Source organism: Verrucosispora sp. WMMC514, from assembly GCF_027497295.1.
GTDB classification, from domain to species: domain Bacteria; phylum Actinomycetota; class Actinomycetes; order Mycobacteriales; family Micromonosporaceae; genus Micromonospora; species Micromonospora palythoicola.
The window spans coordinates 1078293-1102347 of record NZ_CP114906.1; the positions used below are offsets into that span (position 1 = coordinate 1078293).

Below are 24055 nucleotides of genomic sequence, written 5' to 3' on the forward strand. Positions count from 1 at the left end.
GCCCGTCGTCGAAACACACCTACGCGCTCCGCACAATCCACAGCAACAAAGGTGAATCCACCCCGAGGATCGACGTGTTCCATGTAAAACGGAACCGTGTCTACTGACCCTGTGGCCACAAGCCACCGAGGGCACCCGGCCGCCACCGCCGAGCCTGGACACCCGGCACATCAGCGGATTCGCTACTTCGACCTGCTTCGTGCCGGGGCGCTCATTCGTGTCTTCATCTACCACGCCACCGGCTGGCTCTGGCTCTGTCTGCTGATTCCCGCGATAGGGCTGATGTTCGGCATCGCCGGGCATCTGATGGCGGCGTCACTGGATCGGCACGGCCCTGCGGCTGTGGTCCGGCGAGCGGCCCGATTGATGGTGCCGTTTTGGACATTCAGCCTGGCCGCCCTCACGCTGGTGCACGGCATCAGTCTGCGGGACGGCCCGGTAAGCATGCTCGACTGGGATCAGCTGATCTGGTGGATCCTACCGCTACGCGTACCATCCGCCGGAGAACTATCCTGGGCGTGGGCTTTCACCATAGGGCTATGGTACATAAGCGCCTACCTGTGGCTGATTCTGATATCACCGATCACCCTCTGGCTGTTCCGCCGGCATCCTTGGGCCTGTATCCTGACCTCTGTGGCGATATCGATCGGGTTCCAGGTCGGCCACATCGAGCACGGATACTTTGTTCTCTCCTACCTGCCCTGCTGGTTGTTGGGCTTCGCCAGCCACGACGGACAGCTCCCGCGACTGCCGGCGCGCACCTTCCATCTCGGAGCGTTGTTGCTGGCGGTCGTCGGCGGCAGCTGGATCGGCATTTCCATGGCCACCCACCCGACCAGTACCCTGAACCACATTCCCATAGCGACCACCCTGTGGTCGATGGCGTGGACCGCCGTGCTGATGCGTCCGCATGCGCGAATGGAACTTCGCCGCTTCAGGCAGAACCCTGTAGCCGACCGGCTGTTGCGTCTGATCAACGCCCGGGCGGCGACCATCTACCTCTGGCACATCCCCGCCAGTGCGGTGATTGTGACGGTACTGGCTCCGATGCTGCCCCTCGGCTCAGCTACCCACCTCCTGGCGACACTGATCGGAATGGTGATGCTGACCGCCGTTGCCGTGCTCGCGTTCGGCTGGGTTGAGACGTCGGCATCTCGCTGCGCCCGCTCCTGCAAGATCTCGTCGCGGATACCGGCCGAACAGCAGGAACCAGCCAGCGCAGATGCTTCCGCCATCACCCGATAGTGGTCCGTCAACAAGCGGGCGTACCGCCCGCCCAGCGACCGAGAGTCGCCCCCTGTACGTCGCACGCATCGATGGCTGCCTCCCAGCGCGGGCGTAGGTGCAGATCCTCGCGCAGCTTCAGATGATCGATGGATCTGCCGACACGAGTTCCGCATCTGCACTGCCCTGCGGCTGCCCGTTTATAGGCTTATAACACTTTTTGTCCTGATTTAGGCTTATGGTTTCCCTGAGTGACAGCGCGCCAAGACCACTGTCTGCGCGACCTCCAGGAGGCGACGGCCAGTCGGATCGCCCTGCGCCGCTGCCACGGACCATCACACGCCTACGCGTTGTCACCGAGGAGGACAAGTTGGGGGACAGGAGAGGGATGAGAACGGGCGACCGAAAGAGCCGTCGCAAGCTCAAGGCGGTCCTGGCCGGAGGGCTGACGCTCGGTCTTGGCGCGACCATCACACTCGCCGCCTGGAATGACTCCGAGTACGCCTCGGGCACGTTCACCGCAGGTAGCTTCAGCATCGAGGGCAGTACGGACGGCACCACCTACGCGGAGCACCCCACGGCGGGCACGGCGGCCTCGCTGGCATTCAGTACCGGATTCGACAACATCAGTCCGGGTGAAGTCGTCGCGGCACCGTTCGCCGTTCGCCTGACCGCGACAACGACCTACGACGCGACCGTCACGGTGGCGTCGGCCACGCCCGCCCCACCGGCTTTCGTCGGCCTAACCTACGGGATCGCCACTGTTCCCACCTTCGGCGACTGCAGCGCGACACCCACGACTCCTACCTGGATCGTGGCCGAGGGTACGGCGCTTGACTCGGTGGCTGGCGCAGTGCCCTTCAGCCTGACGCAGGGTACTCCACCCACGACGCCCGGCGCTCCGGCGTTCCTGTGCTTCGTCGTCACGGCGGATTCCGGTCTGGTACAGGGCACGTCGGTCACGGAGACCTGGCAGCTTCTCGCCGAATCCGTGTAGGTGGCGGCCGTGGTCAACCGTCGAACATCGGCCGGCTCACCACGGTTCCGCCGGATCCGTGCCGTACTCGCCGGCGCCCTGGTCCTCGGGCTGGGCGCGACGTCCACGCTCGCCGCCTGGACCGACGGCGAGTACGGCACCGGGTCGTTCGCGGCTAGCGTCTTCGGCACCGAGTCGCAGACCGCGTCCAGTAGCTGGACCAGCCACACCCCGGCGGCGAATGCCGCGATACTGGCGTTCAGCGCGACGGCGATGTCCCCCTCGGTCTCGTTCTACGCCTACCTCGACATCCGGACGACATCGACGACAAACATCGGTGGCACGGTCACGCTGACAAGCTCGTCGAACAACTCCGGTGCCCTGCTACCCGTACTCGAATACCGCGCGGTGCGGACTCCCAGTACCGGCACCACCTGTTCCGCCGCCGCCTTCACCGGTACGCCGACGTGGATCGTCGGGCCGAGCTATCTGGGTGTGACCTCCATTCCCGGCCCGCCGGTCTCGTCGGCCATCACCCCGCCGAGCGGCGGGACGCCGCAGTTGCGGTTCTGCTTCGAGGTACGTGTCCAGTCCGGTGCCAACAACTCGTACCAAGGCACCACCGGTGCCGTCACCTGGGAATTCACCGCGACATCTACCTGAGGACCTAGCAGATGGTGAGACGAGTGGATCGGCAGCCCGGAATCCTCGCACGCGTCGGCGACCTGGCGCTGACCCTGCTTGCCGTCGGCGGGACGGTGTGCGTCATCCTCGTTCCGTTGGCATTCTTCTTCGACATCTCGCTCATCCTGTTCAAGACCGGGTCGATGAGCCCGACCATCCCGGCCGGATCGCTGGCGGTGGTGCGGGAGATCCCCGCGTCCGAGGCCAACGTGGGTGACGTCATCACCGTCGACCGTACGCCGCTGCCGCCAATCACCCACCGGGTCGTCGGCATCGCCGACGGCGGCGGCCCTACTCGCCTGCTCACCCTGCGCGGAGACGCGAACGAGTCCAACGACGCTGCACCGTACGCGGTGACCCGCGTACGGCTCGTCGAATGGTCGGTGCCCAAGCTCGGATACGCGGTACGCACCGTGTCGAACGTTTACGTCATGAGTGGGATCACGATCGGCACTGCCGCGATTGTCACCTGGGCTTTCTGGCCGCGCTCAGAACCGCGACCACGGCGGCCGAATCAGTGGCGGCGACGGCGACGGGATTCACCGGGGTCGGATGAGGCAGCGCCGGACCCTGAGATGGGCACGGTCATGCCCCGCGGTCCAACCTTGCGGTGTCTCATTGCCGTGGCGGTGCTGCCGGGCGTCACCGCAGCGGTGCTGACGACACCCAGCCAGGCACGCGCGGAGACGACCGAAGACGTGATCCGGAGCCGTTACCTGACTCTGGTCTCGATCAGCGACCACGATCGGATGACGAAGATGACGCCGGGTGACCCTGTCCCCTGGCAGGTGGGCGTCTCGGCACATGCGCAGCAGCCCGGCCGGGTGGACATCTCACTGTCGGCGTTCGGATCGCTCGCCACCGAGCCGGAAGGCCTCCAGGTCATGGTCGCCATCTGCCCCGAGCGGTGGGTGAAGGGAGCCTGTCCCACAGGCGAGGAAGAACAGGTACTGGTGGACGGCCCGGCCACCAGAGTGGCCGCCGAGCCCCTCACCGTCACCTCCATGCGTGCCGACCAGCAGCGCTGGTTGCTCGTCACCGCGAGCCTGCTCGCCGGCCCGGCAGCCTCCGGGTCGGCGGACCTGGTCGTCACGGCGACCGGATTCGGTGACCGGGCCTCGGCCGGCGGTAAGGTCAACCCGCTTCCGCGTACCGGAACCGCGCTGCGGACCCCGCTGTTCGCCGGGGCCAGTGCGCTGCTCGCCGGACTGCTGCTCGTCCTCACCGTGCGCAGGTACCGCGTCCGGATGGGTCAGTCGTGAGGCGAACGCGGGTCCAGACTAGACCCCCCTGGAGACGCATCGGGCGGCGCTGGATCGCGGCTGTGACCGCCCTGATGCTCGCCTTTAATATCAGTGTGCTCGCACCGCCCCAGTCGACGCTCGCGGCATGGACGGACACCGAGTACGGCAGTGGAAGCCTCCAGGCCGGCACGGTCAACCCACCGACCAACCTGCAGTGCACCGCAGGTTTGCTGACCCCACCCACCTTCAGCTGGAATCTGCCCGCCGGTGGCCTGACCCGCAGCGGCTTCACCTGGTCACTGTCCGGCGGCTTTTCCGGCGGCGGCAATCTCGGCCCCACCGCCACAAGCGTCACCGTCCCCGGGGGGTTGCTGGCCATCGGCAGCGGTACCTTCCAACTGGTCGCAAACGGGCCCGCCGGCTGGACGTCGGTGCAGGTCACCGGCTCACTCGGCATGCTGACTGCGCTGCTCTACTTCTGCAGCGTGCCTTAGCAGCTTCAACCTGTAACCGTTACGCGGTATGCATACCCTGGCGACCAGCGCCCGCCTCGCTGGTCAGACCAGCCAACAAGGTCGACCGGTGAGCCCGCTGTGAGCCCGGACGCTCAAGCATCCAGCAGCACTCGACATCATTGACCGAGATCCGCAGGGGCACCTAGCTGGACGGATAGGTACCCCTGCGGACTGCCGGGCACCTGGCATCACGAGTCGAGTTTAACTTCTAATCCCAAGGCCGCAGGTTCGAATCCTGCCGGGCGCGCTCCACTACATGGCTCTGACCTGCGGTTTCTAGCGGTTTTCGCGATCTTCATTAATGGTATTCTTTGATTTAGGCTTACCTTAGGTGAGCCCGGATGTGCAGCCCTCGCACGACAAGCGCCAGACGAGTGGTGACTTCGAACGCCAACTCTCGGACAGTGAACCGCCCCGGATCTTGTAGAGACTTCCTCACCTCGCGCCTGCCCTTCGGGCGGTGGGGCGAGGTCTTCGGCGACGAAGTCGTCGCCGCCGCGATGATCGACCGCCTCGTGCACCACGCCGAGGTCCTCACCCTCGCAGGCGAGTCCTACCGCACCAGAGCCCGCCGAGAACTCCTCGCAAAAGACCGCGACAAGCAGAACGACACACCCCCCCGGGGGTAACGGGGGGTCAATCCCAATCCGTCGCCAGGGGGTCAGTTCCAGTTCTACGTCAGATCACACCCCCTGTCGCCGCATGTCGCGCAATGATGGCTATTTGATTTTGGGCTGTGAGCATGTGTGAGCACAGAAATTGTGGGAGGCCGGATGCCAGCCCGTGCGCTCCCGCGCCGTCCCACAGCGATCACCCCGCCCCGGCTGCGACCAACCACGCAATCCTCATGCCTGTTGCGGAATCCTCCGGTACCGATGGGGAGCCAGGTCTCAGGCTGGCCCGGGGTCGGGCTAGGTCACGACGGGTTACCATGCCGTCATGAACTTCGAGCGGATCACCGTCAACCCGGCCCAGATGGGCGGTGCACCGTGCATCCGTGGGCTACGCATCCCGGTCGCGACGGTCGTGGCAATGATCGCGGACGGCATGAGCGCGGACGAGATCGTGTCAGATCTGCCGGACCTGACCGTTGAAGACGTCTGGGAAGCGCTGCGCTTCGCCGCCGAGGCTGTCCGGGAGCGGGAGCTGCCGCTACATCACGCGGCATGAAATTCCTGATCGACAACAACCTGTCGCCAGCGGTTGCCGCAGGTCTGCGCGCTCAGGGGCATGACGCCGAGCACCTCAGGGACTACGGCCTGGCAGCGGCGCCGGATGAGATCGTGCTGGATCGGGCACGCCAGGAACAGCGAGTGTTGATATCCGCAGATACCGACTTCGGCACTCTGCTGGCCTCCTCCGGGGCCGGCGAACCGTCCGTGTTGCTGGTGCGGCGGATCAGCGGTCGTCGATCCACACAGATCGTCGCGATCCTGGTGGCGAACCTCGCCGCAGTCGCCGACGACCTGGCCAGTGGAGCGATCGTCGTAGTCGGCGAGGACTGGCTGCGGGTCCGGCCCTTGCCCATCCTGCGCGGCAAGTGACCTGTTCGCCGGCTTGCCATCGGCCACGACTCACAGCCAGTCAGATCACCCCTTCCTCCCGAGCGTGCGTGACGCCACTTTCAGGTCGACTGTTGGCGTCGCCGCGAGTAACGACTCGGTGTACGGATGGCGAGGATCGGTGGTGAGCTGCGCCTTCGGACCCTGCTCGATGATGCGACCGTAGTGCATGACCGCAATCCGGTCGGCGAGCTGCCGGACGACGGCGAGGTCATGGCAGATGAACAGGCACGCAAGGCCGAGCTGGTCGCGCAGGTCGCTGAGCAGGTTGAGGACTTGGCCTGCACCGACACGTCGAGTGCGGTAACCCGCTCGTCGCAGACAAGCAAGCGTGGTTCGACGGCCAGTGCGCCGGCGATCGCCAACCGCTCCTGCTGCCACCGGACAGTTGCTGCGGCCGACGATCACCCACACGGTTATCGAGCCCGACGAGGTCCAGCAATTCGTCCACGCGGGCGGACCGGGCACGAGAGTCGCCGAGGCGGTGGATGTGTAGCGGTTTGGTGATGGCTTGCCGGACTGTCTGGCGTGGACTGAAGGTGAGATACGGCTCCTGGAAGACCATCTGGATCCGCCGTCGGTGGGTGCGCAGTGCCCGACCGCGCAGGCTGTACACGTCCGTCCCGGAGAGGCGTACCGAGCCTGAATCGGGGCGGTGGAGCCCGGTGATCACGCGGGCGAGGGTCGTCTTGCCGCACCCCGACTCGCCGACCAGGCCGACGATCTCACCCGCGTCGACCCGCATGGTGATGGCATCCACCACGGTGTTGCGGTGCCGCCCTCGCGCGACGGCATAGCCGGCCGCAACACCTTCGATCTCCAACACCGGTCAGTCTCCGTTCCGCCCGACGCCAGCCGCGGGCGTCAGCGAGGGCTCGCCGGGTTGGCGCAGGCACGCGGACCGGTGCGCCCCGCCCAGCGCGACCAGTATCGGTTGGCGCTGCACACAGGCGGGGAGGGCGACCGGGCATCGGGAGGCGAACGCGCAGCCGCTGGTGTCGTCCGGACCGGCACCGGAGCGTCCAGGCATAGTGCGAAACCGGGTGCCCGGCGGGGCTCCAGGACGGGGCACGGCGTCGAGCAGCCCCCGCGTGTAGGGATGGTTCGGATTGCCGATGACGGTGGCAAGCGGCCCTGTCTCAACGAGCCGACCGGCGTACATGACGGCCGCTGTGTCGGCCAGGCGGGTGACCACCGCCAGGTCATGATCATGATCAGTTCGTCGCGGAGCCGGGCCAGCAGGTCGAGCAGTTGTGCCTGCACAGCGACATCGAATGCGGGGGTGGGTTCGTCGGCGACGAGCAAGTCCGGCTCACCCGCGAGGGCGAGCCGATCTGCGCGGAGTGGTCGACGTGGGTGCCGCCACACAGCTCGCAGGACCACTCGCCGCCGAACTCGACGACCCGCACTGGTCTCGTCGTAGGTCTCGCCGAACAGGGCCAAGGCACCCTCGGCGCGGGCCTGTTCCAGGGGCAGGTAGCGGACGTCGACAGGCAGGTCGCGACGGATCGCGAGGTTCGCGACCTCCTCGACCTCGCTGTGGTCGCCTCGGACAGGCCACCACGCCAGGCGAAGTCCAGGCGCAGATAGCCGGGTCGGTTGTACGAGCCCGATTGCAACGCGTTCGGTCCGAGGACGTGGCGCAGCGCGGCGTGTACGACGTGGGTGCCGGAGTGGGCCTGCCGGGCGCCGGTGCGCCACTCCGGGTCGACTGTGGCGTATACCGCGTCGCCGACGGCGAGGCTGCCGTCGAGGATCCGAACGGTGAACGCGATCAGATTCTTGACCGGCCGTTGCACGTCGATAATCTCGGCGCGCAGGTTCGGACCGGTGAGCATGCCGGCGTCGGAGTCCTGTCCGCCGCTTTCGGCGTAGAACGGGGGCGGTCCAGTGCGACGGAGACGATGTCGCCGGCCTGGGCGCCGTGCGCGGCGAAACAGTCGCCGGGCCGCCCGCCGTCGCGTTCTGGCAGGTGTCGCCGGCATTTTCACAGTGTCGGCGACACCGACCAGTGGTCACCACGTGTCAGTTGTCCGGCTGCGTGGTGGTGGCGACGACGAGCAGGGACAACTCTCGGACGAGATCGTCCAGTGACTGACCGCTCTGCGCGCGGAGCAGTCCGAGGCTCAGGTCCGCCAGAAGGTAGAAACCGAGGGTCTTGGCCTGCTCGGAGCCGAACGCGGCGAGGAGTTCCTCAGCGCCGCCGAGGTCGCCGCGATGTTTGGCGGCGATGACCCCGGCAGCGCGTTGCACCAGTTCCGCGGCGGCCGGGGTGAGGCCCGTCATGCGGTCAGAGCTTCGGCGTGGTGGCGCGGGCGGCATCGAACCGGGCGATCACGTCCGACCAGTTGACCAGGTTCCACAGCCGGTCCACGTAGTCGGGCCGCACGTTCTTGTACTGCAGGTAGTAGGCGTGCTCCCAGGCGTCGAACACCAGCAGCGGCGTGGAGCCCTGCCCCACGTTGCCGTGGTGGTCGTAGACCTGCTCCACGATCAGCCGCTGCGCGAGCGGCTCCCAGGCCAGCACACCCCAACCGGAACCCTGCACGCCCTTGGTGGCGGCCGAGAGCTGCCCGGCGAACGCCTCAAACGAACCGAAGTGCTCCTCGATCGCCGCCGCCAACTCGCCGTCGGGACGGTCGCCACCATCCGGGGAGAGGTTCCCCCAGAAAATCGAGTGCAGCACGTGCCCGGAGAGGTTGAACGCGTACGTCTTCTCCAGACCGACAAGAGTGGAGAAGTCGCCCTTGGCCCGGGCCTCGACGAGCTGCTCCAGACCGTCGTTGGCGCCCTTGACGTACGCGGCGTGGTGCTTATCGTGGTGCAGCTCAAGGATCTGCCCCGACATCGCCGGCTCCAACGCGCCGTAGTCGTAGGGCAGGTCGGGCAGGGTGTAAACCGCCATCAGAACTCCTCTGGGACTGCTGCTCTTACTGCAAAGCTTTGGCAATTGCATAGGATAGGCCACTGTGCAGACCTCGACAGGCACCCCGCGCCCCATCACCCGTTACGGCACGCCCGTCCTGCACCGTCGCTGTGCCGAGGTGACCGACTTCGACGACGTCCTCGCCCAGCTCGTCGCCGACATGTTCGCCAGCATGTACGCCGCCCACGGCGTCGGCTTGGCCGCCAACCAGATCGGCGTCGACGCCCGGATCTTCGTCGTCGACTGCCCCGACGCCACCGGCGCCCGCACCGTGGCCACCGTCGTCAACCCGGTCCTGCACCTACCCGAGCACCGCGACCTGGTGACCGACACCGAGGGCTGCCTCTCCGTCCCCGGCCAGCACGCCGAACTGGCCCGCTGCGCCACCGCCACCGTCACCGGATTCGACATGCACGGTCAGGAAGTCCGGCTGGACGGCACCGGCACCCTGGCCCGCTGCTTCCAACACGAGGTCGACCACCTCGACGGCCTCGCCTACGTCGACCGACTTCCCAGCAAACTCCGCAAACGCATCCTCACCACCAACGCCGAACACCCTGGCGTCGGCGTGGGCACCGGCCAGGACGACTGACCGATGCCGGTCGTCCTGGGCATCGAAACCTCCTGCGACGAGACCGGCGTCGGCATCGTCGCCGACGGCGTCCTGCTCGGCGACGCCCTCGCCACCAGCATGGACGAACACGCCTGCTCGGCCTGCCCTACCCCGGCGGCCGCACACCGAGACCGCTGTCTTGCCCGGGCGGGATGGCTGGCCCTGGTGTCGTGGCGAAGGTGACCGGCGCCTCGAAGGCGGCGCGCCGGGCGGCGCGGCGCAGAGCAGCCAGGACGGCGGGTCCGACCAGGACGATGGCCATCACGGTGGTGATGGCGCGGCCGGTGTCCCACCCGAAGGTGGAGGTGACGGCGGTGAACACGGCGAAGCGGTGCAGGTTGTCCAGCACCGGCGCCCCGGCGACGTAGGAGAGCTGGGTGTCCGCGCCGATGCTGAACGGCCAGAACCACAGGTTCATCAGCAGCCCGTAGCCGTAGGCGGCGATCGCACCGTAGCCGGCCAGCACGGCGATCTCGGCCCGGCCCCGCAACCGGGCCGGCAGCAGCCCGGCGCCGAGGCCGATCCACGCGGCGGCCAGCATCTGGAACGGCAGCCACGGGCCGACACCGGCGGTGAGCAGGGCGGAGGCGAACAGCGAGGTGGCGCCGAGCAGGAACCCGAAGCCGGGTCCGAAGACCCGGCCGGCGAGCACGAGCAGGAAGAACACCGTTTCGATGCCGGCGGTGCCGGCTCCGAGCGGACGTAGGGCCGCGTTGACGGCGGCGAGCACGCCGAGCATCGCCAGGGCCTTGCTGTCGATGCCGCCGGAGCTGAGTTCGGCCAGGACGAGGGCCAGCAGGATCGGTAGTACGGCGATGAAGACCAGTGGTGCCTCGGTGGTCCGGGCCATGCTCTCGGGTTGGGCTGGTACGAAGAACGGCCAGCTGAAGGTGGCCAGCGCGGCGACGGAGGCCAGGACCAGCACGACGGCCGTACGCGGGGCGACCCGCAGGGCGGTCGTCATCCTCGTGTCCGTGTGGCGGCCAGCGCGGCGGTGACCTGGTCCACGGTCAGCCAGGGCTGCGGTGCCAGCACCTTGGCGACCTGCGGGGCGAACGCGGGTGAGGCGAGCATGACCTCGGCGGTGCTGCCGTCGGCCACGATTTCCCCCTGCGCCATCACGACAACGCGGTCGGCGAGGGTGGCGACGAGTTCGACGTCATGGGTGGCGACGACGATCGCCCGACCTTCGGTGGCCAACCGCCGGGCGATCGCGGTGAACTGCCGTTTGGCACGGTAATCCAAGCCTCGGGTGGGCTCGTCGAGCAGCACGACCTGTGGTGCGGCGGTGAGCTGGACGGCGAGCGCGAGGGCCAGCCGCTGCCCTTCCGACAGATCGCGGGGATGCTGGTCGCCGGGCAGCGCGGGGGTGAGCTGGTCCAGCAGCGCCCGGCAGGTGCCCACGGATGCGTCGGACTCCCGGTCGGCCTGGGCGCATTCGGCTTCCACCGTCTCCAGATAGAGGAGGTCACCTGGGGTCTGCGGCACCAGTCCGACCCGTCGTCGAGCACGCCCGGCGGGCAGTGTTTTCGGGTCGGTGGCGCCGTCGGGGCCGACGACGGTGACAGTTCCGCTGTGCCGTGGGCCGCTGCCCTGCACCGCCCAGAGCAGGCTGGACTTGCCGGAGCCGTTGCGGCCCATCAGCGCGACGATCCGGCCGGGATGCAGGTCGAGATCCACGCCGGCCACGGCGACGGTGCCGGGGTAGCGCACCACGATGTTGCGGGCGGCCAGTACCGGCAGACCAGCCGGTGGTGGTGTGGCCGGAGGCGCCGGGGCGTCGGCGAGCCGCTGCCGCAGGTCCGATGCGCGGCGACGGGCGTCGCGTACGGACAGCGGCAAGGGTGTCCAGCCGGCAGCCCGGCCCAGGTCGACAAGGGGTGGCGCGAGATCGACGTCGGCGAGCACAGCGGCCGGTTCGCCGTCGATGACGGTGCCGTCGCCGGGCAGGTAGAGCAGGCGGTCGGCATACTGCACGACACGTTCGAGGCGGTGCTCGGCCACCACGACGGTGACGCCGAGGTCGTGGACCAGGCGGGTGACGGCGGCCAGGACATCCTCTGCGGCGGTGGGGTCCAGGGCGGAGGTCGGTTCGTCGAGGACGAGCACCTGCGGGTGGCTGGTGAGCACGGCGCCGATGGCGACCCGCTGCTGCTGCCCGCCCGACAGGGTCCGGAGCGGACGGTCCCGGAGCTCGGCGATGCCGAGCAGGTCGAGGGTCTCCTCGACGCGTTTACGCATGACCGGCGCCGGCAGGGCAAGTTGTTCCATGCCGTAGGCGAGTTCCTCTTCGACGGTGTCGGTGACGAATCCGGCGAGGGGATCCTGGCCGACGACTCCGACGACGTCGGCGAGGTCACGGGGAGGGTGGCTGCGGGTGTCGCGGCCCTGCACGGTGACGGTGCCGTGGAGCGTGCCGCCGGTGAAGTGCGGCACCAGCCCGTTGATGGCCCGCAGCAGAGTCGACTTCCCGGCGCCGGTGCGGCCAGCGACCAGGCACAACTCGCCCTCGGGGATGTGCAGGTTCACGTCGCGCAGCATCGGTTCGGGGGTTTCGGCGTAGTGGACGGTCACCCGACTGAAGTCGATCAACGTAGGGCCTCCGGCTCGCTGGTGTCGCGCTTCGGCGAGCTGCGGGTCGTGCCGTTCGGTGGGATGAGCACCGGGCGGCGGGTGCGGTGAGCCGCGAGTGTCGGCGGCGGTGCCAGCCAGGCCGGCGCGACCGCGACCGCGACGACCAGGAGCATCAGCGGGGTCAGCTCGGGCCAGGTGAGCGGGCTCACCGGCGGGTAGAGCCGGTCCGGGGCCACGGATCCGGCCACCGCCATCACGACGGCGGTGGCCGCCCCGCAGCCGGCGACGGCAACCTCCGTGATCCGCCAGCGGTCCGGCCGGTAGCGGCTGCGCCGGACCTGCCGGCCGGCCAGCAGCATTCCGATGACGGCTGTCGCCAGACCGACGATCAGCATCGGCAGACCGAGGTAGCCGGGCACTGTCGTGTCGAGCAGCCCGTACGTGCCGACGCAGACCCCGACCAGGCCGGCGAGCACCAGCCCGCCGGTGAAGGCGCGCTGGCCGGCAGGTATCGCCGCGCTGCGGCCGTAGCCGCGCGAATCCATGGCCGCGGCCAGGGCTAGGGATCGGTCCAGGGCGTCGGCCAGCACCGGCAGTGCGATGCCCCGTAGGGCACGCAGACCCTGCCCGGCGGCACCGCGCAGCCGGCGGGCCCGGCGTACCCGCAGCACACTTTCCACAAGTTGCGGAGCCACCGACAACGCGACCACCACGGCGGTGCTGATCGCGTACAAGGCACCAGGGACCGCTTTCAGCAGGCGTTTCGGGTTGGCCAGAGCGTTGGCGGCACCGAGGCAGATGAGCATCGCCGCCAGGCGCAGCCCGTCGTAGAAGCCGCCGAGGAGTTGTTCGGCGGCGACCGGGCCGAACAGCCGGATGCCGGCCGCCCACGCCGGCAGCGGAATCTCCGGCAGGTGAAGCAGGACGTGGTCCCCCTGTCCGCCGCCGAAGACGAGGCGGAACACCACCCGCATGGCCACGATCACCGCGCCGAGCATCAGGTACATCCGGAATGCGAACGCCCAGGGGGCGTCACCGCGGCGGCGGACGACCACAAGCGCGGCAGCGGCGATGAGCAGCGCCAGCGGCAGCGGGTTGGTGGTGTGGCTGGCCGCGGTCGCCAGACCGAGTGCCCACAGCCACCAGGCACCCGGGTGCAGGGCGCGGGGTAGCCGTCTCGCCAGGGCCGGCCGGCTGTCAGGCGGTGTCACAGGTGGCTGTCGCGCAACCCCGTCAGCGGTGGCCTGATCAGTCATCCGGCTCGGCGGTTCGCCGGCGGCGGGCGGCGACGAGCCCGCCACCCGCCAGCGCGACCAGCAGGAGCACCCCCGCCACGGTGCCCAGCGGGAGGCCGTCGGTGTCACGCGTGGCGCTGAACTCGGTCGCCGGGTACGAGTCCGTCGGATCGGCCGACGGGGCAACGGGCGCAGCCGCGAGCGGCGGAGCGGTGGCGGCCGTCGTCGGCACGGATGAGCTGCCGGAAGGGGTCGCGGTGGCGGCGGCCACCGGTGGGGTCAGGGTAAACCCGGCCGGTGGGGTACCGCCCGACATCGCCGGTGCGGACGTACGGGGTGCGGGCGGCGGAGGCGCGGGTGGTGTGGTGCGCGGCGGTGGTGCGGGCCGGGCGGGGGCCACACCAGGTCGGGGTGCGCTGTCGGCGTTGCGGTTGAGCGAGAACGACCAGCCTTCGAAGCTGCCCGATGGTGGCTTGCGGTTGAGCACACCCTTGTCGCTGTAGGTCCAGGTACCCCCGTTGGGCGCGTGCCAGTATGACCAGTAGGCGCTGGCCGGTGGCGTGTCGACGCACTTCTCCGTGCTGGCCGAGGGCTTGCCCTCGATCCGGCAGATGAATCCCTCGCCCCAGCGCAGTGTGCCGGCGATCCGGAAGCCGGCGGCCTTCAACGCCGCCAGGCCGGTGGCCTGGTCGCCGGGGGCGCACCGGACGACGGTGCCGCCGCCGAGTTCCTTGAAGTCAACCACGACGGTCACACCGGCGGCGTCGGGGCAGTAACCCGCGCTGCCGGCGGCCGCTGCCGGACCCGAACCGACCAAAACACTGGCGGCGGCCACGGCGAGGGTGACGGCGAGGCGGGTCGCCCGGATGCTCATGTGGCCCGCCGACGGCCGAGCACCAGCAGCACCGCTCCCCCGCCGAGCAGCAGCAGGGCGGTGAGCACGTACCCGCCGATCGCCGCGCCGGTGGTTGGCAGCCGGCCCGGTCCGGCGGCGGGACTGGTGACGGAGGCAGCGGGAGTCGGCGTCGTGGTGGGGGTGGGTGGCGTGCCGCCCGGGGAGGCGCTCGGTGTCGGGCTGTGGGTGGGCGCGGTGGTCGGTGTGGGCGAGGCGGACGGGGACGGTCGTCCGGTCGGGCTGGGTGAGCCGGTCGGCGTGGGTGGCACGGTGGCCGATGGGGTGGGCTCACCGGAGGGCGGCACGTCGAGGCCGATCCGGCTCAGCGGCACCTGGGCCAGCCCGAGTAGCGCCTGGGCGGTGGCGCGCCGCCACTGGTCCCGGAACGTGTCGGCGATGCCGTCGGCGACCGCCTCGGTCAACGCGTCGCTGGCGTAGGCGATGGCGCCGGCGTCGGCCGCCGCGGCACCACCGTTGGCGGTGGTGAGCTGCAGCGCCGCCAGGGCTTCGGCGGCCCGTGCCGCTCCGGCGTCGCGCCCGGCCGCGGCCAGGGCCTGCCCGGCCAGGCCCGTGCTGTTGGAGTTCGCGCCGCTGGTCGGCCCCGACCCGCCGAACGACCCGTCGGCGCGTTGCTGCGCCACCAGCCAGTCCGCGCCGCGCTGAGCGGCCTCGTCCGCACCTGTTGCGTCGGTCGCGAGCAGTGCTTGCACGGCCATGGCGGTCGAGTCGACGTCGAGGGTGGCACTGGCCTGGGTGTCGCAGGAAGGCGACGGTGCTCCGTCGGCGTCGGGGTAGAGCCGGAAGCCGCCGGCCGTGCACTGCTGCTGGATGAGGAAGTCGACGGTTTCCTGCGGCGCGCCGCCGCTGCGGGCCAGGCCCAGCACGGCAAAGGACTGATCGAAGGTGTTGCTGGGGTCCGGGCCGGTGGCCTCGGTGGTCCGGCTGGTGATCCGGCCCCGCTGGTGCCCGGTGCCCGCCGCGGACAGCAGGGCCACGGTCTCGGCACGCAGGTCCCAGCCGCCGAAGTCGGTGGGGTCGGCACCGGCGGCGGAGGCCACGTAGAGCAGTTTCGCGGTGGCACCCCCGTCGGTGAAGCCCTCGATGCCCCAGTCGTCGTAGCTGTTGTAGGACCGTACGTGCGCGGCGATCTGCGCCGTCGCCGCCTGTCGAGTAGAGCCGGCCACCCCGGTGGCGGCGAGAGCGATCACGCCGTCGATGCTCAGCCCCCAGTCCTCGGGAGTGAACGGTCCAGGTAGGACGCCGTCGACGTATTCCCCGGCGAGCCAGGTCGCGGCGTCGCGCGCGGCGGCGGTGTGGGTTGGCGATGGCGCGGCGGCCACGCCGAGGGGGGTGGTCGCGACGATGGCGAGCGCTGCGGCGGTGGCGGCGCCGAGACCGGCGCCGACGCGCCGGAGCGGGAACGTGGGCATGAGGGGTGCCTTTCGCAGAGCGGTCGGTGAAAGCTCCGGAAGGCACCGACGGGCGGCATCCGCTCGCGTGGCCGCGACGAGATGCTGTACCTCGGTTACCCGGACTCCACCCTGTAGACCTCGACAGTGGAAGCCGCTCGTCCTGTGCGGGGCATTCCGGCTCGCGAGGCGGTGCTCGCTCACGGTTGCGGGTCAGCGTCGGCTTCTACCGACTTCCCCCCGTACGGGACGTATTCAGTTGTGTACCCGGCGCACCGGGTGTCGCCACCGTACCGCCGGTCACCTCTCGGCGCCAGCGTGGCGGGCGACACCCGGCACGTCCACGGCTCGTGAAGGGTACACGCAGGTCAGGGGGCGGTGATGCTGGGTGCCGCGCCGGAGCCGAAGGACCAGCCCTCGACCGTGCCCGGGGCCGGGTTGTAGCTGGTCGCCCCCAACGTGCTGTAGGTCCAGGAGGCGCCGCTGCCGGAGGCGTGCCAGTACGACCAGTACGCGCTGGCCGGCGGGGTGTTGATGCACGGCTCCGTCGCGGCGGTCGGCTTTCCGTTGATCCGGCAGACGAACGCCAACCCCCACCGCTTCGTACCGGTCACCGTGAAGCCGGCACCCTGCAGGGCGGCCAGGCCCGTGGCCGGGTCACCGAGCGCGCACGCCACCTGGACGCCGCCGCCGAGCGCACCGTAGTCGACCACCACGGTGACCCCCGACGTCCCGGTGCACGCGGCGGCCTGCGCGGCCCGTGGAGACGGCTCGACAGCAATCAACCCGACGGCGACGACAGCCACCGCCGCGATGCTCGCCAGCCACCGACGGACGGGATCATAGACCTGCGACATGAGCACTCCTTCTGGTGGGACGGAATCTGCCGGCCGGTCAGCGGCAGGGCAGAGTGGGTGCGCCGGCGGTCGCGGTGACAGTGGAGAGCCGGGCATATCCGGTGCCGGTCAGACCGAGAACAGCCTGCGCGGTGGCGCGGGGGGCGGTACCGGGATCGAAGACGCCGCCGTCGAAGTCGACAGCGCCCCGGTCGGCGACCGGGGCGGCACACCCGACCTGAAGATCGGCCAGGAACACGCGGGCCCGGGCCCAGGCCAGCGGCCGTCCACCGTCACGCAGCGCCTGAGCTGCCAACCCGGTGCTGTTGGCGTTCGCGACCCCACCCGCGTTGGTGAACCCACCGTCGGCGCGTTGCACCGAAAGCAGCCATTGCAGCCCTGCGGCGGCATCAGCCTTACGACCGGCGGCCCGCAACGCCTGCACCGCGACGGCCGTGACGTCCACATCCGACACACAGACCGGCTGCGCGGGCAGCAGCGGATAGCCGCCGTCGGGGCACCGGGTACCCGCCAGCCAACCGGCGGCAACCGCCGGCACACCTTGCGCGGTCCGGTCCAGCGCGAGAATCGCGAAGGACTGGCTGAACGAGTTACTGAAATCACCCCACGCCGACCGGTCGGTGAACCGGCCACCCGGGTCCTGGAGCGACTCCAACCGGGCGATGAGATCCACACCGCCGACGTCGGTCGGGTCACCACCGCGGACCGCGACGGCGAGTGCGAGCTTGGCGGTCGCGCCCGCGTACGCCTCAGTGGTGCCGTCACCGATGTACCCGTCACGCACGTCCGGCCGGGTCGCCCAGGCCAGGGCTCGAGCGCCGAAGTCGTCGGCGACACCGGCGGCGGCGAACGCGAAGACCGCGTCCAGGGTCAACCCCTGGTCCGGGTACGCGACCCCGTCGAAGACGGCCTCGAAGCGTTCCCCGTCGACAAGCTGTCGGGCCAACCAGCCCGCGGCCGCATCGGATCGGACGGTGCCGGCCTGCGGGGGCGCGGCGATCACGGGTGTGGTCAGAGTGAGGGCGGCGAGCACACCGCAAAGCAGGGCGAGCAGGCGGTGCCGGCTCAGGCGGACGACCATCGGACGCGCCTTTCCGGCCCGGCGGTCGTCAGAAACCCGGCCCGCCCGGCGACGGCGCGGCTGGCCGGCCTCCGACCCGTGGGCCACGACGGGTGGGGAGCAGAAATCGCGGGTGCGGCAGGTATTCGGGCTCGCCACCAGGGATGCTCCCGGCGGCCTACCGTTGCGGGCCAGCGCCGGACTTCGACCGGACTTCCCCCGCACACACACGCGGTTGTTCAGTTGTCGCGCCAGTCTCGTCTGCTCCCACAGCCACTGTCAATCCGCTACCGATCGCACACGGTGGGTCGTGGCGGCGAGGTTCGTGGCGATCGCGGCCACGGGCCGACGCTCGGCGTCGGAGTGATGGGGCAACTCGCCGCAGGTACCCGGGCCGGACGGTCGTCGGACCGGGTCAGGATAGGGTGGCCGACGGCGCTGGTTCGCCCGACCGTTACCGGTGGGGCGTCGCAAGAGGGACCCGGTGAAAGTCCGGGACTGCCCCGCAGCGGTGAGTGGGAACGACAGCCGTCACCACGCACTGGGCCGCAAGGCCTGGGAAGCGACGGCCAGTAGGAGACCGGCCGAGTCCGGCACCGCCCACGAGTCCGAAGACCTGCCCGCGCTGCGGACACAAGGTGTGTGCGCTGCCGTCGACCTCGCGGGCGGGTCGGGCGGGTGACGCGCCGCAACGGCGTGCTCCTCGACGTGCGCGCCTACGGGTCGGTGGCTTGTTCCCCGAGGACGGACACCCGTGCACTACACGACCACTCTCGCCGGCCGACCACCGTCAGCCTCCCACCTGACCCTGTCGCAGATCATGGACCAGCACCACACCAACCTGATGGGTACGGTCCACGGCGGCCGGATCCTCAACCTCATCGACTCCGTCGCCGGAGTGGTCGCCGCCCGGCACTCCGACGGCCCGGCACTCACCGCCGCCATCGACGAGACCGCCTTCCTGCGCGCGGTCCGCGTCGGCGACGTCGTACACGTCGACGCCCGCATCACCTGGGCGGGTCGCAGTTCCATGGAGGTCACCGTCAAGGTCACCGCCGACCGCTGGGACCGCGCCGTACCACCGACCGACGTGGCCACCGCCCACCTCGTCATGGTCGCCGTCGACGACAACGGCCAACCCCGCCCGGTGCCGCCGCTGCTACCCCAGACCGACGGAGACCGGCGCCGCTACCGCGAGGCACAGATCCGCCGCGAACACCGGCTGACCCTGCGCCGTGCCCTGCTCGACGGCACCGAGGAGTCCTGAGATGCTCGGACTCTCCACGGCAGCCCTCGCGTGACCCCCACCGGGCAACCGGTTCTGCTCGGCGCCGTCTTCATAAAGTGCAGGTCACCGTCGATATCGCCCTCGGCGCAGGTGCCGGACGCCTCGCCCGACGGATGGCTGACGGCCGCTGGTCACGGCGCGTCAACCAGGTCTGCGCAGTCGTGCTCGTCGCGCTCTTAATGCGACTGGCCGCCGACTGACCCCTTCGGCGTGGCCTTACAACTCCTTGCGGTGGTCGAGTCGGACGGCGCGTAGCACGACGTCGTTGACGTGGTGGGTGCTGATCGCTCCCGGGGGGCGCGGGCGGGTCTCGTTCACGTCGATGCGCCAGTCGTCCGAGGCCGTGATCTCGGCGACGATGTCGTCGATGCCGACGTACGCCTGCGGGTCGTACATGGGGGTCTGCTCGGCGGGGTCCGACGGCTGCTGCAGCCACGTCAGGTCGTGGCCGACGACGAGCAGCGTCCCACCGACCGCCACGGCGTCGAGCAGGTTGCGCAGTCCACGCTGCTCGGGGGTGCGCTGGAACGAACCGTACTGCAGGGACACCAGGTCGTAGGTCTCGTCGGCGAAGGCGGCGGGGTCGTTGGCGTCGCGGTGCAGCGTACGCACGTCGAGCCCGCGACGTTCCGCCTCGGCCCGGATGCGGTCCAGTGCCCTGCCGGAGACGTCGGAGGCGGTCACCTGCCAGCCCCGTTCGGCCAGCCAGAGCGCGTCGGCTCCCTCACCCGCGCCGACGTCGAGCGCCCGGCCGGGCGGCAGGTCCGTCGCCTCCGCCACCAGCGTGCCGTTCGGGTTGGCGCTCCACACGCGTTCCTGATCCCCGTAGCGACCGTCCCACTCGATCGCGACGCCGGAGGGCCGGACGCCCGCCGTGGTGTCCTCGGCGGCGAGGCTGAAGGCGATCTGAGCGCCGATCCAGCTACCGTTCGCCGCGGCCTGCAGGACCTGGGCGCTCGGGTCCGTCAGGTTCCCGGCGGCGAAGACGCCCGCCACGCTGGTACGTCCGGTGGCGTCGACCGCGACGAGGTCACCGAGTCCGCTGGGGTGGACGGTGGTGTCGATGCCCAGCCCCGCGAGCATCTCGACCCGGGGACGGAACCGGGCACCGGCGAGGACCGCGTCGGCCGGCAGGCTGCGGCCGTCGGCGAGCTCGACGGCGAGCGACCCGTCCGGGTCGGCGTCGGACACCCGGCGCACCGCACTCTCGACCACCGGGACCCCGGAGGCGACGAGAGTCTGCACCGCGGCCGGGTCGATCCCCGTGGCGTCATGCAGCACCACGGTCAACTGGTCGGTCAGGTGCCGCATCAGCTGGGTCGGGTGCAGTCCCATCGGCGTCGTGACGATCTGTACGACCCGCAGGTCGCGGACCTCCCAGCCGTGGCAGAACGGACAGTTGAACACCTGAGCACCCCAACGCTCAGTGAGGCCCTCGATCTCGGGAAGCTCGTCGACGATGCCGGTCGCGGCCAGTACCCGGCGAGCGACGAGGCCGTGCCCGCCCGAGAGGGCGAGGTGAAATCCGTCGTCCTCCTTCCGCACCGCCAGGACACGGCCGGTGAGGACGTTGCCACCATAGCTACGGACCTCCTCCCGCCCGATGGCCCGCATCGCCTCGGGCGGGGTGCCCTCACGTCCCAGGTAGCCGTGCATGTGCGCCGCCGGCGCGTTCCGCGGCGTGCCGTCGTCGACGACGATGACCGAGCGTCGCTGACGAGCGAGCTGCAGCGCGGCCGCCAGACCGGCCGCTGATCCGCCGATGACGGCGACATCGCACCTGCGGACGATGCTCTGGTGCGGTGGGTGTTCGGAGGCTCCGTGGGCAGGGTCTGTCATGCGTCAAGCGTAGGAACAACTGGCGGCATCTAACAGGCCGCTTGCGAGATCCGCAAGACACCCACATGCTGGGGCGATGAACGACCGCAGTGACGTGGAACATCTGGCGCGCACAAGGCTGCGGAGCATCCGCACCACGCTCGGCTACTCCCTGGACGAACTCGCCGAACGCACCAATCTCAGCCCGTCGACGATCAGCCGGGTCGAGACGGGCAAACGGACATTAAGCCTCGACGTGCTCGTACCCCTGGCCAACGCGCTACAGGTCAGCCTCGACGTCCTCTTCGAGGCGACCAGCGACGAGGACGTGGTGATCCGCCCCGTGCAGCACCGTTCGGGCTCGCGCACCACGTGGCCGCTGAGCCGCGTCGACGGGCGCACCATGGCGATGAAGATCCGCCTGGAGCCCGAGGCGACGATGCCGGCCCAGCGGGTCCATCCGGGGTACGACTGGTTCCTGGTACTCGAGGGCAGGGTGCTGCTGTGGCTCGGCGAGCGGCAGATCGAAGTCGAAAAGGGCGAGGCAGCCGAGTTCTCGACGATGACACCACACTCGATGACAGCACTCGACGAGCCGGCCGAGCTGATCATGATCTTCGACCGCGAGGGGCAGCGCGCGCATCTGCACCAGTGAGCCTGAAACCGGGCAGGACGGGACCGGCAGGACGTGCCGATGACGCCGCGCCCTCATCGACGCGGCACCTCCGACGTTGGGCGGCCCGCCCTACGCACTCGACGAAGTGTGCAGCCACCGCGAACGCAGCCAGCGGACCGGCCACGTCGAGTGGCTGCACACCATCGAGAGGGACGACCAGGAGTGTCTGACGTGACGCCGGACAGACCAGGCCGGGCCGTCGCCGAGGTTCACACCGTGCCGAAGAAGCTCTTGAGGGCCGGCATCCTGCGGATCAGGAGCTGGTCCAGCGCGAGGATCACCAGCAGCGACAGACCGAACAGGGGCAGGAACACGCCGAGGACGGCCATCGCGGCGAGCAGGAGCCAGTTGCCCCAGATCGGAAGTTTCCCGCGGGGTGCGGCCATCCCGGAGGCGGTGCCGCGGCGGGTCCACCACATCATCGGTCCGGTGACGCACATGAAGATCACGGCGAGGCAGAACAGCGTGGACAGGATCTCGTTGGCGACGCCGAGACGCCGTCCCTCGTGCAGGGCGATTCCGTGGGACACGACCTTGGCCATGGCGCTGTAGTCGGCATAGCTGTACTGGCCGACCTTCTCGCCGCTGTACTGGTCGACGTGGACCGTCGTCTCCTGGGTGACGTCGGACTCGGCGGGGTTGCCGACGTTGTACCACTGGCTGCTCATCACGCTGAAGACGCCCGTTTCGCCTTCGGGGTACATGATCAGGTACGGCCCGGGAGCGCCCTGTGCCTGCGCCGTGGCGACGGCCTTGTCGATCGAGATCGGTGTGCCGGCGCCGGTGCTGGTGCCCTGCGGCGCGTTGCCGGAGGCCCATCCGGCGGGCGCCGACTGGCCGTCGCTGTTCTCGATCTGCTGCCGGATGGTGGACTCGGCACCGGGATCCTCGCCCCAGAGCGAGATGTTGCCGTGCGCGGCGAGTTCCGACGCTTTGGCGCCCCAGAAGCCGGTCCACGGCAGGCCGGAGATGACGAGCAGCAGGACGCCGAGGCCCACGGGGAGCCCGACGATGGCGTGCCAGCCACGGACCCGGGCACCGCGTCTGCCCTTGGCCTGGGCGCCGCTGCGGGCCTTCCGGCCGAGGAAGAAGATGATGAACCCGGTGATCGTCAGCACGATCCCCCAGGAGGCGCCGAGCTCGACGATCCGGTCTCCCACGCCGCCGTCGCCGATGAGCAGGTCACCGTGGATGCGCTCGGCCCAGGTGGAGACGAGTTGGTCCTGGCTGAGCGCGCCGGTGACCTCGGAGGTGTAGGGGTTCACGTACACGTTCGTGGTGCTGCCGTTCTCCTGGGCGGCGACGACGAACAGGGTGGTACGGTCGCCGATGCCGTCCTGAACGGACAGGATCGAACGATCCGGGAACTCAGCGCGAACAGCCGCTTCCTGGGCGGACAATGCGACCCTCTGGGCACCCTCGACCACAGAGACCTTCAGCACCCCGGGATGCGTGAGGGAGTCCACGTCGTCGCGGAACATGTAGATCATGCCGGTGACGGAAAGGGCGAAAAGCACCGGGATGACGATGATCGAACCGTAGAAGTGCCAGCGCCAGAACGCGGCGAACCACTTCGTCCTGCGGACTCTCGCGGTAGGCGCGGGCGTCTCCGCGGGAGGTGGCGCTTCGGTCTCTGAGACGGTCATCGAGGTGGGCCTTTCAAGCGTCGCCGGTCGCCCGGTTCACATGGTCTAAGTTGTAGTCGTGCTTGAGGCCCCATGGGTTCCCGTATTGACGGTCGTCTTCTTGCTGACCGGTCTCGTCTGCGTCGCCGACCTCGTCGTCCGCCGCCGGGCGGTCTCCCGTGACCAGCCCTTCTCCGATGAGGAACTGGTCGGCATCAACCACGGCGTGATGAGCGCGGCGATGATCCTCATGGTCTGGGTGATGGTGGAGGGCGCGGTCGCCTGGGCACAGATCGCGGTCTTCGCGATCCTCGCCCTCGCGCTGCTACCCGCCTACCGACGCACCCGGCACGCATCGGACCGAGCCGATCTGGTCAGTCACGCCGCGATGGACGTGGCGATGATCTGGATGCTCGCGGCCATGCCCACACTCATGTCCGAGTTGGGAACCGGCGGCGCAGGCGGCGGGCACTCCCACGGCGGCGGCGCCTCCGGCGGAGTACCCGTGCCGACACCGGCGTGGGCGGACACGGTCAACATCGCCTTCGTGGTACTCGCCGCCGCCACCGCCCTGTGGTGGCTGTACCGCACCATGACGGCGTCCCGCCACCGGCTGCACTCGCTCAGCTACTCCGTCATGGCCGCCGGCATGGGTACCATGCTGCTACTCATGAACGTGTGAGGTGTCGCCTGGACTCGGCCCGCGACGACGCCACGACGGGCTCCGTCACCGGCGAACCACTCAGTGCCGCCGAACGCAGGACTCGCGTCGACCACTCGCGGCCGGAGCAGAAACACGAAGGTACGCCCTGCCTCCGCCGGTGATCCCGGTGGACCTTCACCTACGGCTGGAGGCCGCAGCACCCCGCCTTCG

General features: G+C 69.7%; 24 protein-coding genes, 3 pseudogenes and 3 riboswitches. Of the genes and pseudogenes, 13 read left to right on the plus strand and 14 right to left on the minus strand.

Annotated features, from left to right (window positions below; translation table 11 throughout):
- Positions 1–111: 111 nt before the first annotated feature.
- The 8 genes and pseudogenes from O7597_RS04815 (at position 112) to O7597_RS04850 (ending at position 6187) form a co-directional block, all read left to right on the plus strand.
- Positions 112–1245, plus strand: a complete 1134-nt coding sequence (locus O7597_RS04815; RefSeq protein WP_269737909.1) for an acyltransferase — start codon at positions 112–114, stop codon at positions 1243–1245.
- Positions 1246–1612: 367 nt separating this feature from the next.
- Complete coding sequence (locus O7597_RS04820; RefSeq protein ID WP_269737910.1) at positions 1613–2221, plus strand: SipW-dependent-type signal peptide-containing protein; 609 nt, start codon at positions 1613–1615, stop codon at positions 2219–2221.
- A gap of 9 nt (positions 2222–2230) precedes the next feature.
- Positions 2231–2863, plus strand: a complete 633-nt coding sequence (locus O7597_RS04825) for a SipW-dependent-type signal peptide-containing protein (RefSeq protein WP_269737911.1) — start codon at positions 2231–2233, stop codon at positions 2861–2863.
- A gap of 11 nt (positions 2864–2874) precedes the next feature.
- Positions 2875–4146 carry a signal peptidase I gene (locus O7597_RS04830; RefSeq protein WP_281582117.1) on the plus strand — a complete coding sequence of 424 codons (1272 nt, stop codon included), beginning with the start codon at positions 2875–2877 and terminating at the stop codon, positions 4144–4146.
- A 62-nt stretch (positions 4147–4208) separates the two neighbouring features.
- Positions 4209–4622, plus strand: a complete 414-nt coding sequence (locus O7597_RS04835) for a SipW-dependent-type signal peptide-containing protein (RefSeq protein ID WP_281582118.1) — start codon at positions 4209–4211, stop codon at positions 4620–4622.
- Positions 4623–5077: 455 nt separating this feature from the next.
- A pseudogene (locus tag O7597_RS04840) lies at positions 5078–5272 on the plus strand (ATP-binding protein); the annotation flags it as partial.
- 310 nt (positions 5273–5582) lie between these two features.
- Positions 5583–5813, plus strand: a complete 231-nt coding sequence (locus O7597_RS04845; protein ID WP_117228534.1) for a DUF433 domain-containing protein — start codon at positions 5583–5585, stop codon at positions 5811–5813.
- On the plus strand, positions 5810–6187 hold the full coding sequence (locus tag O7597_RS04850) for a DUF5615 family PIN-like protein (RefSeq protein ID WP_269737914.1): 378 nt from the start codon (positions 5810–5812) through the stop codon (positions 6185–6187). Before O7597_RS04845 ends, O7597_RS04850 begins: the two co-directional genes overlap by 4 nt.
- 45 nt (positions 6188–6232) lie before the next feature.
- Here the strand turns inward: O7597_RS04850 and O7597_RS04855 are convergent, their stop codons facing one another.
- From O7597_RS04855 to O7597_RS04875, 5 genes and pseudogenes are all read right to left on the minus strand, one after another.
- Positions 6233–6613: an ABC transporter ATP-binding protein gene (locus O7597_RS04855; RefSeq protein WP_281582119.1), complete on the minus strand. Its 381-nt coding sequence runs from the start codon at positions 6611–6613 to the stop codon at positions 6233–6235.
- A 421-nt stretch (positions 6614–7034) separates the two neighbouring features.
- Positions 7035–7519, minus strand: a pseudogene (locus O7597_RS04860) (oligopeptide/dipeptide ABC transporter ATP-binding protein); the annotation flags it as partial.
- Positions 7420–8190: an alanine--tRNA ligase-related protein gene (locus O7597_RS04865; RefSeq protein WP_348650790.1), complete on the minus strand. Its 771-nt coding sequence runs from the start codon at positions 8188–8190 to the stop codon at positions 7420–7422. The pseudogene O7597_RS04860 and the gene O7597_RS04865, both read right to left, overlap by 100 nt.
- 40 nt (positions 8191–8230) lie before the next feature.
- Positions 8231–8491: a hypothetical protein gene (locus O7597_RS04870; RefSeq protein ID WP_281582120.1), complete on the minus strand. Its 261-nt coding sequence runs from the start codon at positions 8489–8491 to the stop codon at positions 8231–8233.
- 4 nt (positions 8492–8495) lie between these two features.
- A complete protein-coding gene (locus tag O7597_RS04875) occupies positions 8496–9110 on the minus strand; it encodes a superoxide dismutase (RefSeq protein WP_269737919.1) in 615 nt (204 codons plus the stop codon).
- Between the two features lie 64 nt (positions 9111–9174).
- Between O7597_RS04875 and def the strand changes: the two genes are divergently transcribed.
- Together def and O7597_RS04885 are read left to right on the plus strand one after the other, a co-directional pair.
- Positions 9175–9723, plus strand: coding sequence for a peptide deformylase (gene def / locus O7597_RS04880; RefSeq protein WP_269737920.1), 549 nt, complete (start codon positions 9175–9177; stop codon positions 9721–9723).
- A gap of 3 nt (positions 9724–9726) precedes the next feature.
- Positions 9727–9837 (plus strand): annotated as a pseudogene (locus tag O7597_RS04885) (tRNA (adenosine(37)-N6)-threonylcarbamoyltransferase complex transferase subunit TsaD); the annotation flags it as partial.
- A 13-nt stretch (positions 9838–9850) separates the two neighbouring features.
- Here O7597_RS04885 and O7597_RS04890 read toward each other — a convergent pair.
- From O7597_RS04890 to O7597_RS04920, 7 genes are all read right to left on the minus strand, one after another.
- Positions 9851–10708 (minus strand): ECF transporter S component, encoded by an 858-nt coding sequence (locus tag O7597_RS04890; protein WP_269737921.1) that lies wholly within the window; start codon positions 10706–10708, stop codon positions 9851–9853.
- Positions 10705–12336, minus strand: coding sequence for an ATP-binding cassette domain-containing protein (locus tag O7597_RS04895; RefSeq protein ID WP_269737922.1), 1632 nt, complete (start codon positions 12334–12336; stop codon positions 10705–10707). Before O7597_RS04895 ends, O7597_RS04890 begins: the two co-directional genes overlap by 4 nt.
- The gene (locus O7597_RS04900) at positions 12333–13574 is read right to left on the minus strand and encodes a CbiQ family ECF transporter T component (protein WP_281582121.1); all 1242 of its coding nucleotides are present in this window, start codon (positions 13572–13574) and stop codon (positions 12333–12335) included. Before O7597_RS04900 ends, O7597_RS04895 begins: the two co-directional genes overlap by 4 nt.
- Complete coding sequence (locus O7597_RS04905) at positions 13567–14427, minus strand: hypothetical protein (RefSeq protein ID WP_281582122.1); 861 nt, start codon at positions 14425–14427, stop codon at positions 13567–13569. The genes O7597_RS04900 and O7597_RS04905 overlap by 8 nt, the downstream gene beginning before the upstream one ends.
- Positions 14424–15878: a prenyltransferase/squalene oxidase repeat-containing protein gene (locus O7597_RS04910; protein ID WP_281582123.1), complete on the minus strand. Its 1455-nt coding sequence runs from the start codon at positions 15876–15878 to the stop codon at positions 14424–14426. The genes O7597_RS04905 and O7597_RS04910 overlap by 4 nt, the downstream gene beginning before the upstream one ends.
- A gap of 128 nt (positions 15879–16006) precedes the next feature.
- Positions 16007–16149: riboswitch (cobalamin riboswitch) on the minus strand.
- A gap of 76 nt (positions 16150–16225) precedes the next feature.
- Complete coding sequence (locus O7597_RS04915; protein ID WP_348650791.1) at positions 16226–16720, minus strand: hypothetical protein; 495 nt, start codon at positions 16718–16720, stop codon at positions 16226–16228.
- Between the two features lie 31 nt (positions 16721–16751).
- A complete protein-coding gene (locus tag O7597_RS04920) occupies positions 16752–17795 on the minus strand; it encodes a peptidase (RefSeq protein WP_281582125.1) in 1044 nt (347 codons plus the stop codon).
- Positions 17796–17893: 98 nt separating this feature from the next.
- A riboswitch (cobalamin riboswitch) is annotated at positions 17894–18040 on the minus strand.
- 156 nt (positions 18041–18196) lie between these two features.
- Positions 18197–18413, plus strand: a riboswitch (cobalamin riboswitch).
- A 181-nt stretch (positions 18414–18594) separates the two neighbouring features.
- On the opposite strand from O7597_RS04920, the gene O7597_RS04925 reads away from it, so the two are divergent.
- Positions 18595–19041, plus strand: a complete 447-nt coding sequence (locus O7597_RS04925; protein ID WP_269738701.1) for an acyl-CoA thioesterase — start codon at positions 18595–18597, stop codon at positions 19039–19041.
- Positions 19042–19278: 237 nt separating this feature from the next.
- Here O7597_RS04925 and O7597_RS04930 read toward each other — a convergent pair whose 3' ends face one another.
- Complete coding sequence (locus O7597_RS04930; RefSeq protein ID WP_281582126.1) at positions 19279–20901, minus strand: FAD-dependent oxidoreductase; 1623 nt, start codon at positions 20899–20901, stop codon at positions 19279–19281.
- Positions 20902–20977: 76 nt separating this feature from the next.
- Between O7597_RS04930 and O7597_RS04935 the strand changes: the two genes are divergently transcribed.
- Positions 20978–21535 carry a helix-turn-helix transcriptional regulator gene (locus O7597_RS04935; protein WP_269737929.1) on the plus strand — a complete coding sequence of 186 codons (558 nt, stop codon included), beginning with the start codon at positions 20978–20980 and terminating at the stop codon, positions 21533–21535.
- A 230-nt stretch (positions 21536–21765) separates the two neighbouring features.
- Here the strand turns inward: O7597_RS04935 and O7597_RS04940 are convergent, their stop codons facing one another.
- Positions 21766–23202, minus strand: coding sequence for a PepSY domain-containing protein (locus tag O7597_RS04940; protein WP_269737930.1), 1437 nt, complete (start codon positions 23200–23202; stop codon positions 21766–21768).
- A gap of 85 nt (positions 23203–23287) precedes the next feature.
- Here O7597_RS04940 and O7597_RS04945 point away from each other — a divergent pair, with 85 nt between their 5' ends.
- The gene (locus tag O7597_RS04945; RefSeq protein ID WP_269737931.1) at positions 23288–23863 is read left to right on the plus strand and encodes a DUF5134 domain-containing protein; all 576 of its coding nucleotides are present in this window, start codon (positions 23288–23290) and stop codon (positions 23861–23863) included.
- The last annotated feature ends 192 nt before the right edge of the window (positions 23864–24055 follow it).

Excerpts from the sequence above, each read along its gene's own strand:
- O7597_RS04890 (WP_269737921.1), bottom strand. The coding sequence starts at position 10,708 with ATGACGACCGCCCTGCGGGTCGCCCCGCGTACGGCCGTCGTGCTGGTC.
- O7597_RS04875 (WP_269737919.1), bottom strand. The coding sequence starts at position 9,110 with ATGGCGGTTTACACCCTGCCCGACCTGCCCTACGACTACGGCGCGTTG.
- O7597_RS04905 (WP_281582122.1), bottom strand. The coding sequence starts at position 14,427 with ATGAGCATCCGGGCGACCCGCCTCGCCGTCACCCTCGCCGTGGCCGCC.
- O7597_RS04900 (WP_281582121.1), bottom strand. The coding sequence starts at position 13,574 with ATGACTGATCAGGCCACCGCTGACGGGGTTGCGCGACAGCCACCTGTG.
- O7597_RS04865 (WP_348650790.1), bottom strand. The coding sequence starts at position 8,190 with ATGCCGGCGACACCTGCCAGAACGCGACGGCGGGCGGCCCGGCGACTG.
- O7597_RS04830 (WP_281582117.1), top strand. The coding sequence starts at position 2,875 with ATGGTGAGACGAGTGGATCGGCAGCCCGGAATCCTCGCACGCGTCGGC.
- O7597_RS04935 (WP_269737929.1), top strand. The coding sequence starts at position 20,978 with ATGAACGACCGCAGTGACGTGGAACATCTGGCGCGCACAAGGCTGCGG.
- O7597_RS04850 (WP_269737914.1), top strand. The coding sequence starts at position 5,810 with ATGAAATTCCTGATCGACAACAACCTGTCGCCAGCGGTTGCCGCAGGT.
- O7597_RS04925 (WP_269738701.1), top strand. The coding sequence starts at position 18,595 with ATGGACCAGCACCACACCAACCTGATGGGTACGGTCCACGGCGGCCGG.
- O7597_RS04930 (WP_281582126.1), bottom strand. The coding sequence starts at position 20,901 with ATGACAGACCCTGCCCACGGAGCCTCCGAACACCCACCGCACCAGAGC.
- O7597_RS04920 (WP_281582125.1), bottom strand. The coding sequence starts at position 17,795 with ATGGTCGTCCGCCTGAGCCGGCACCGCCTGCTCGCCCTGCTTTGCGGT.
- O7597_RS04820 (WP_269737910.1), top strand. The coding sequence starts at position 1,613 with ATGAGAACGGGCGACCGAAAGAGCCGTCGCAAGCTCAAGGCGGTCCTG.
- O7597_RS04870 (WP_281582120.1), bottom strand. The coding sequence starts at position 8,491 with ATGACGGGCCTCACCCCGGCCGCCGCGGAACTGGTGCAACGCGCTGCC.
- O7597_RS04910 (WP_281582123.1), bottom strand. The coding sequence starts at position 15,878 with ATGCCCACGTTCCCGCTCCGGCGCGTCGGCGCCGGTCTCGGCGCCGCC.
- O7597_RS04845 (WP_117228534.1), top strand. The coding sequence starts at position 5,583 with ATGAACTTCGAGCGGATCACCGTCAACCCGGCCCAGATGGGCGGTGCA.
- O7597_RS04940 (WP_269737930.1), bottom strand. The coding sequence starts at position 23,202 with ATGACCGTCTCAGAGACCGAAGCGCCACCTCCCGCGGAGACGCCCGCG.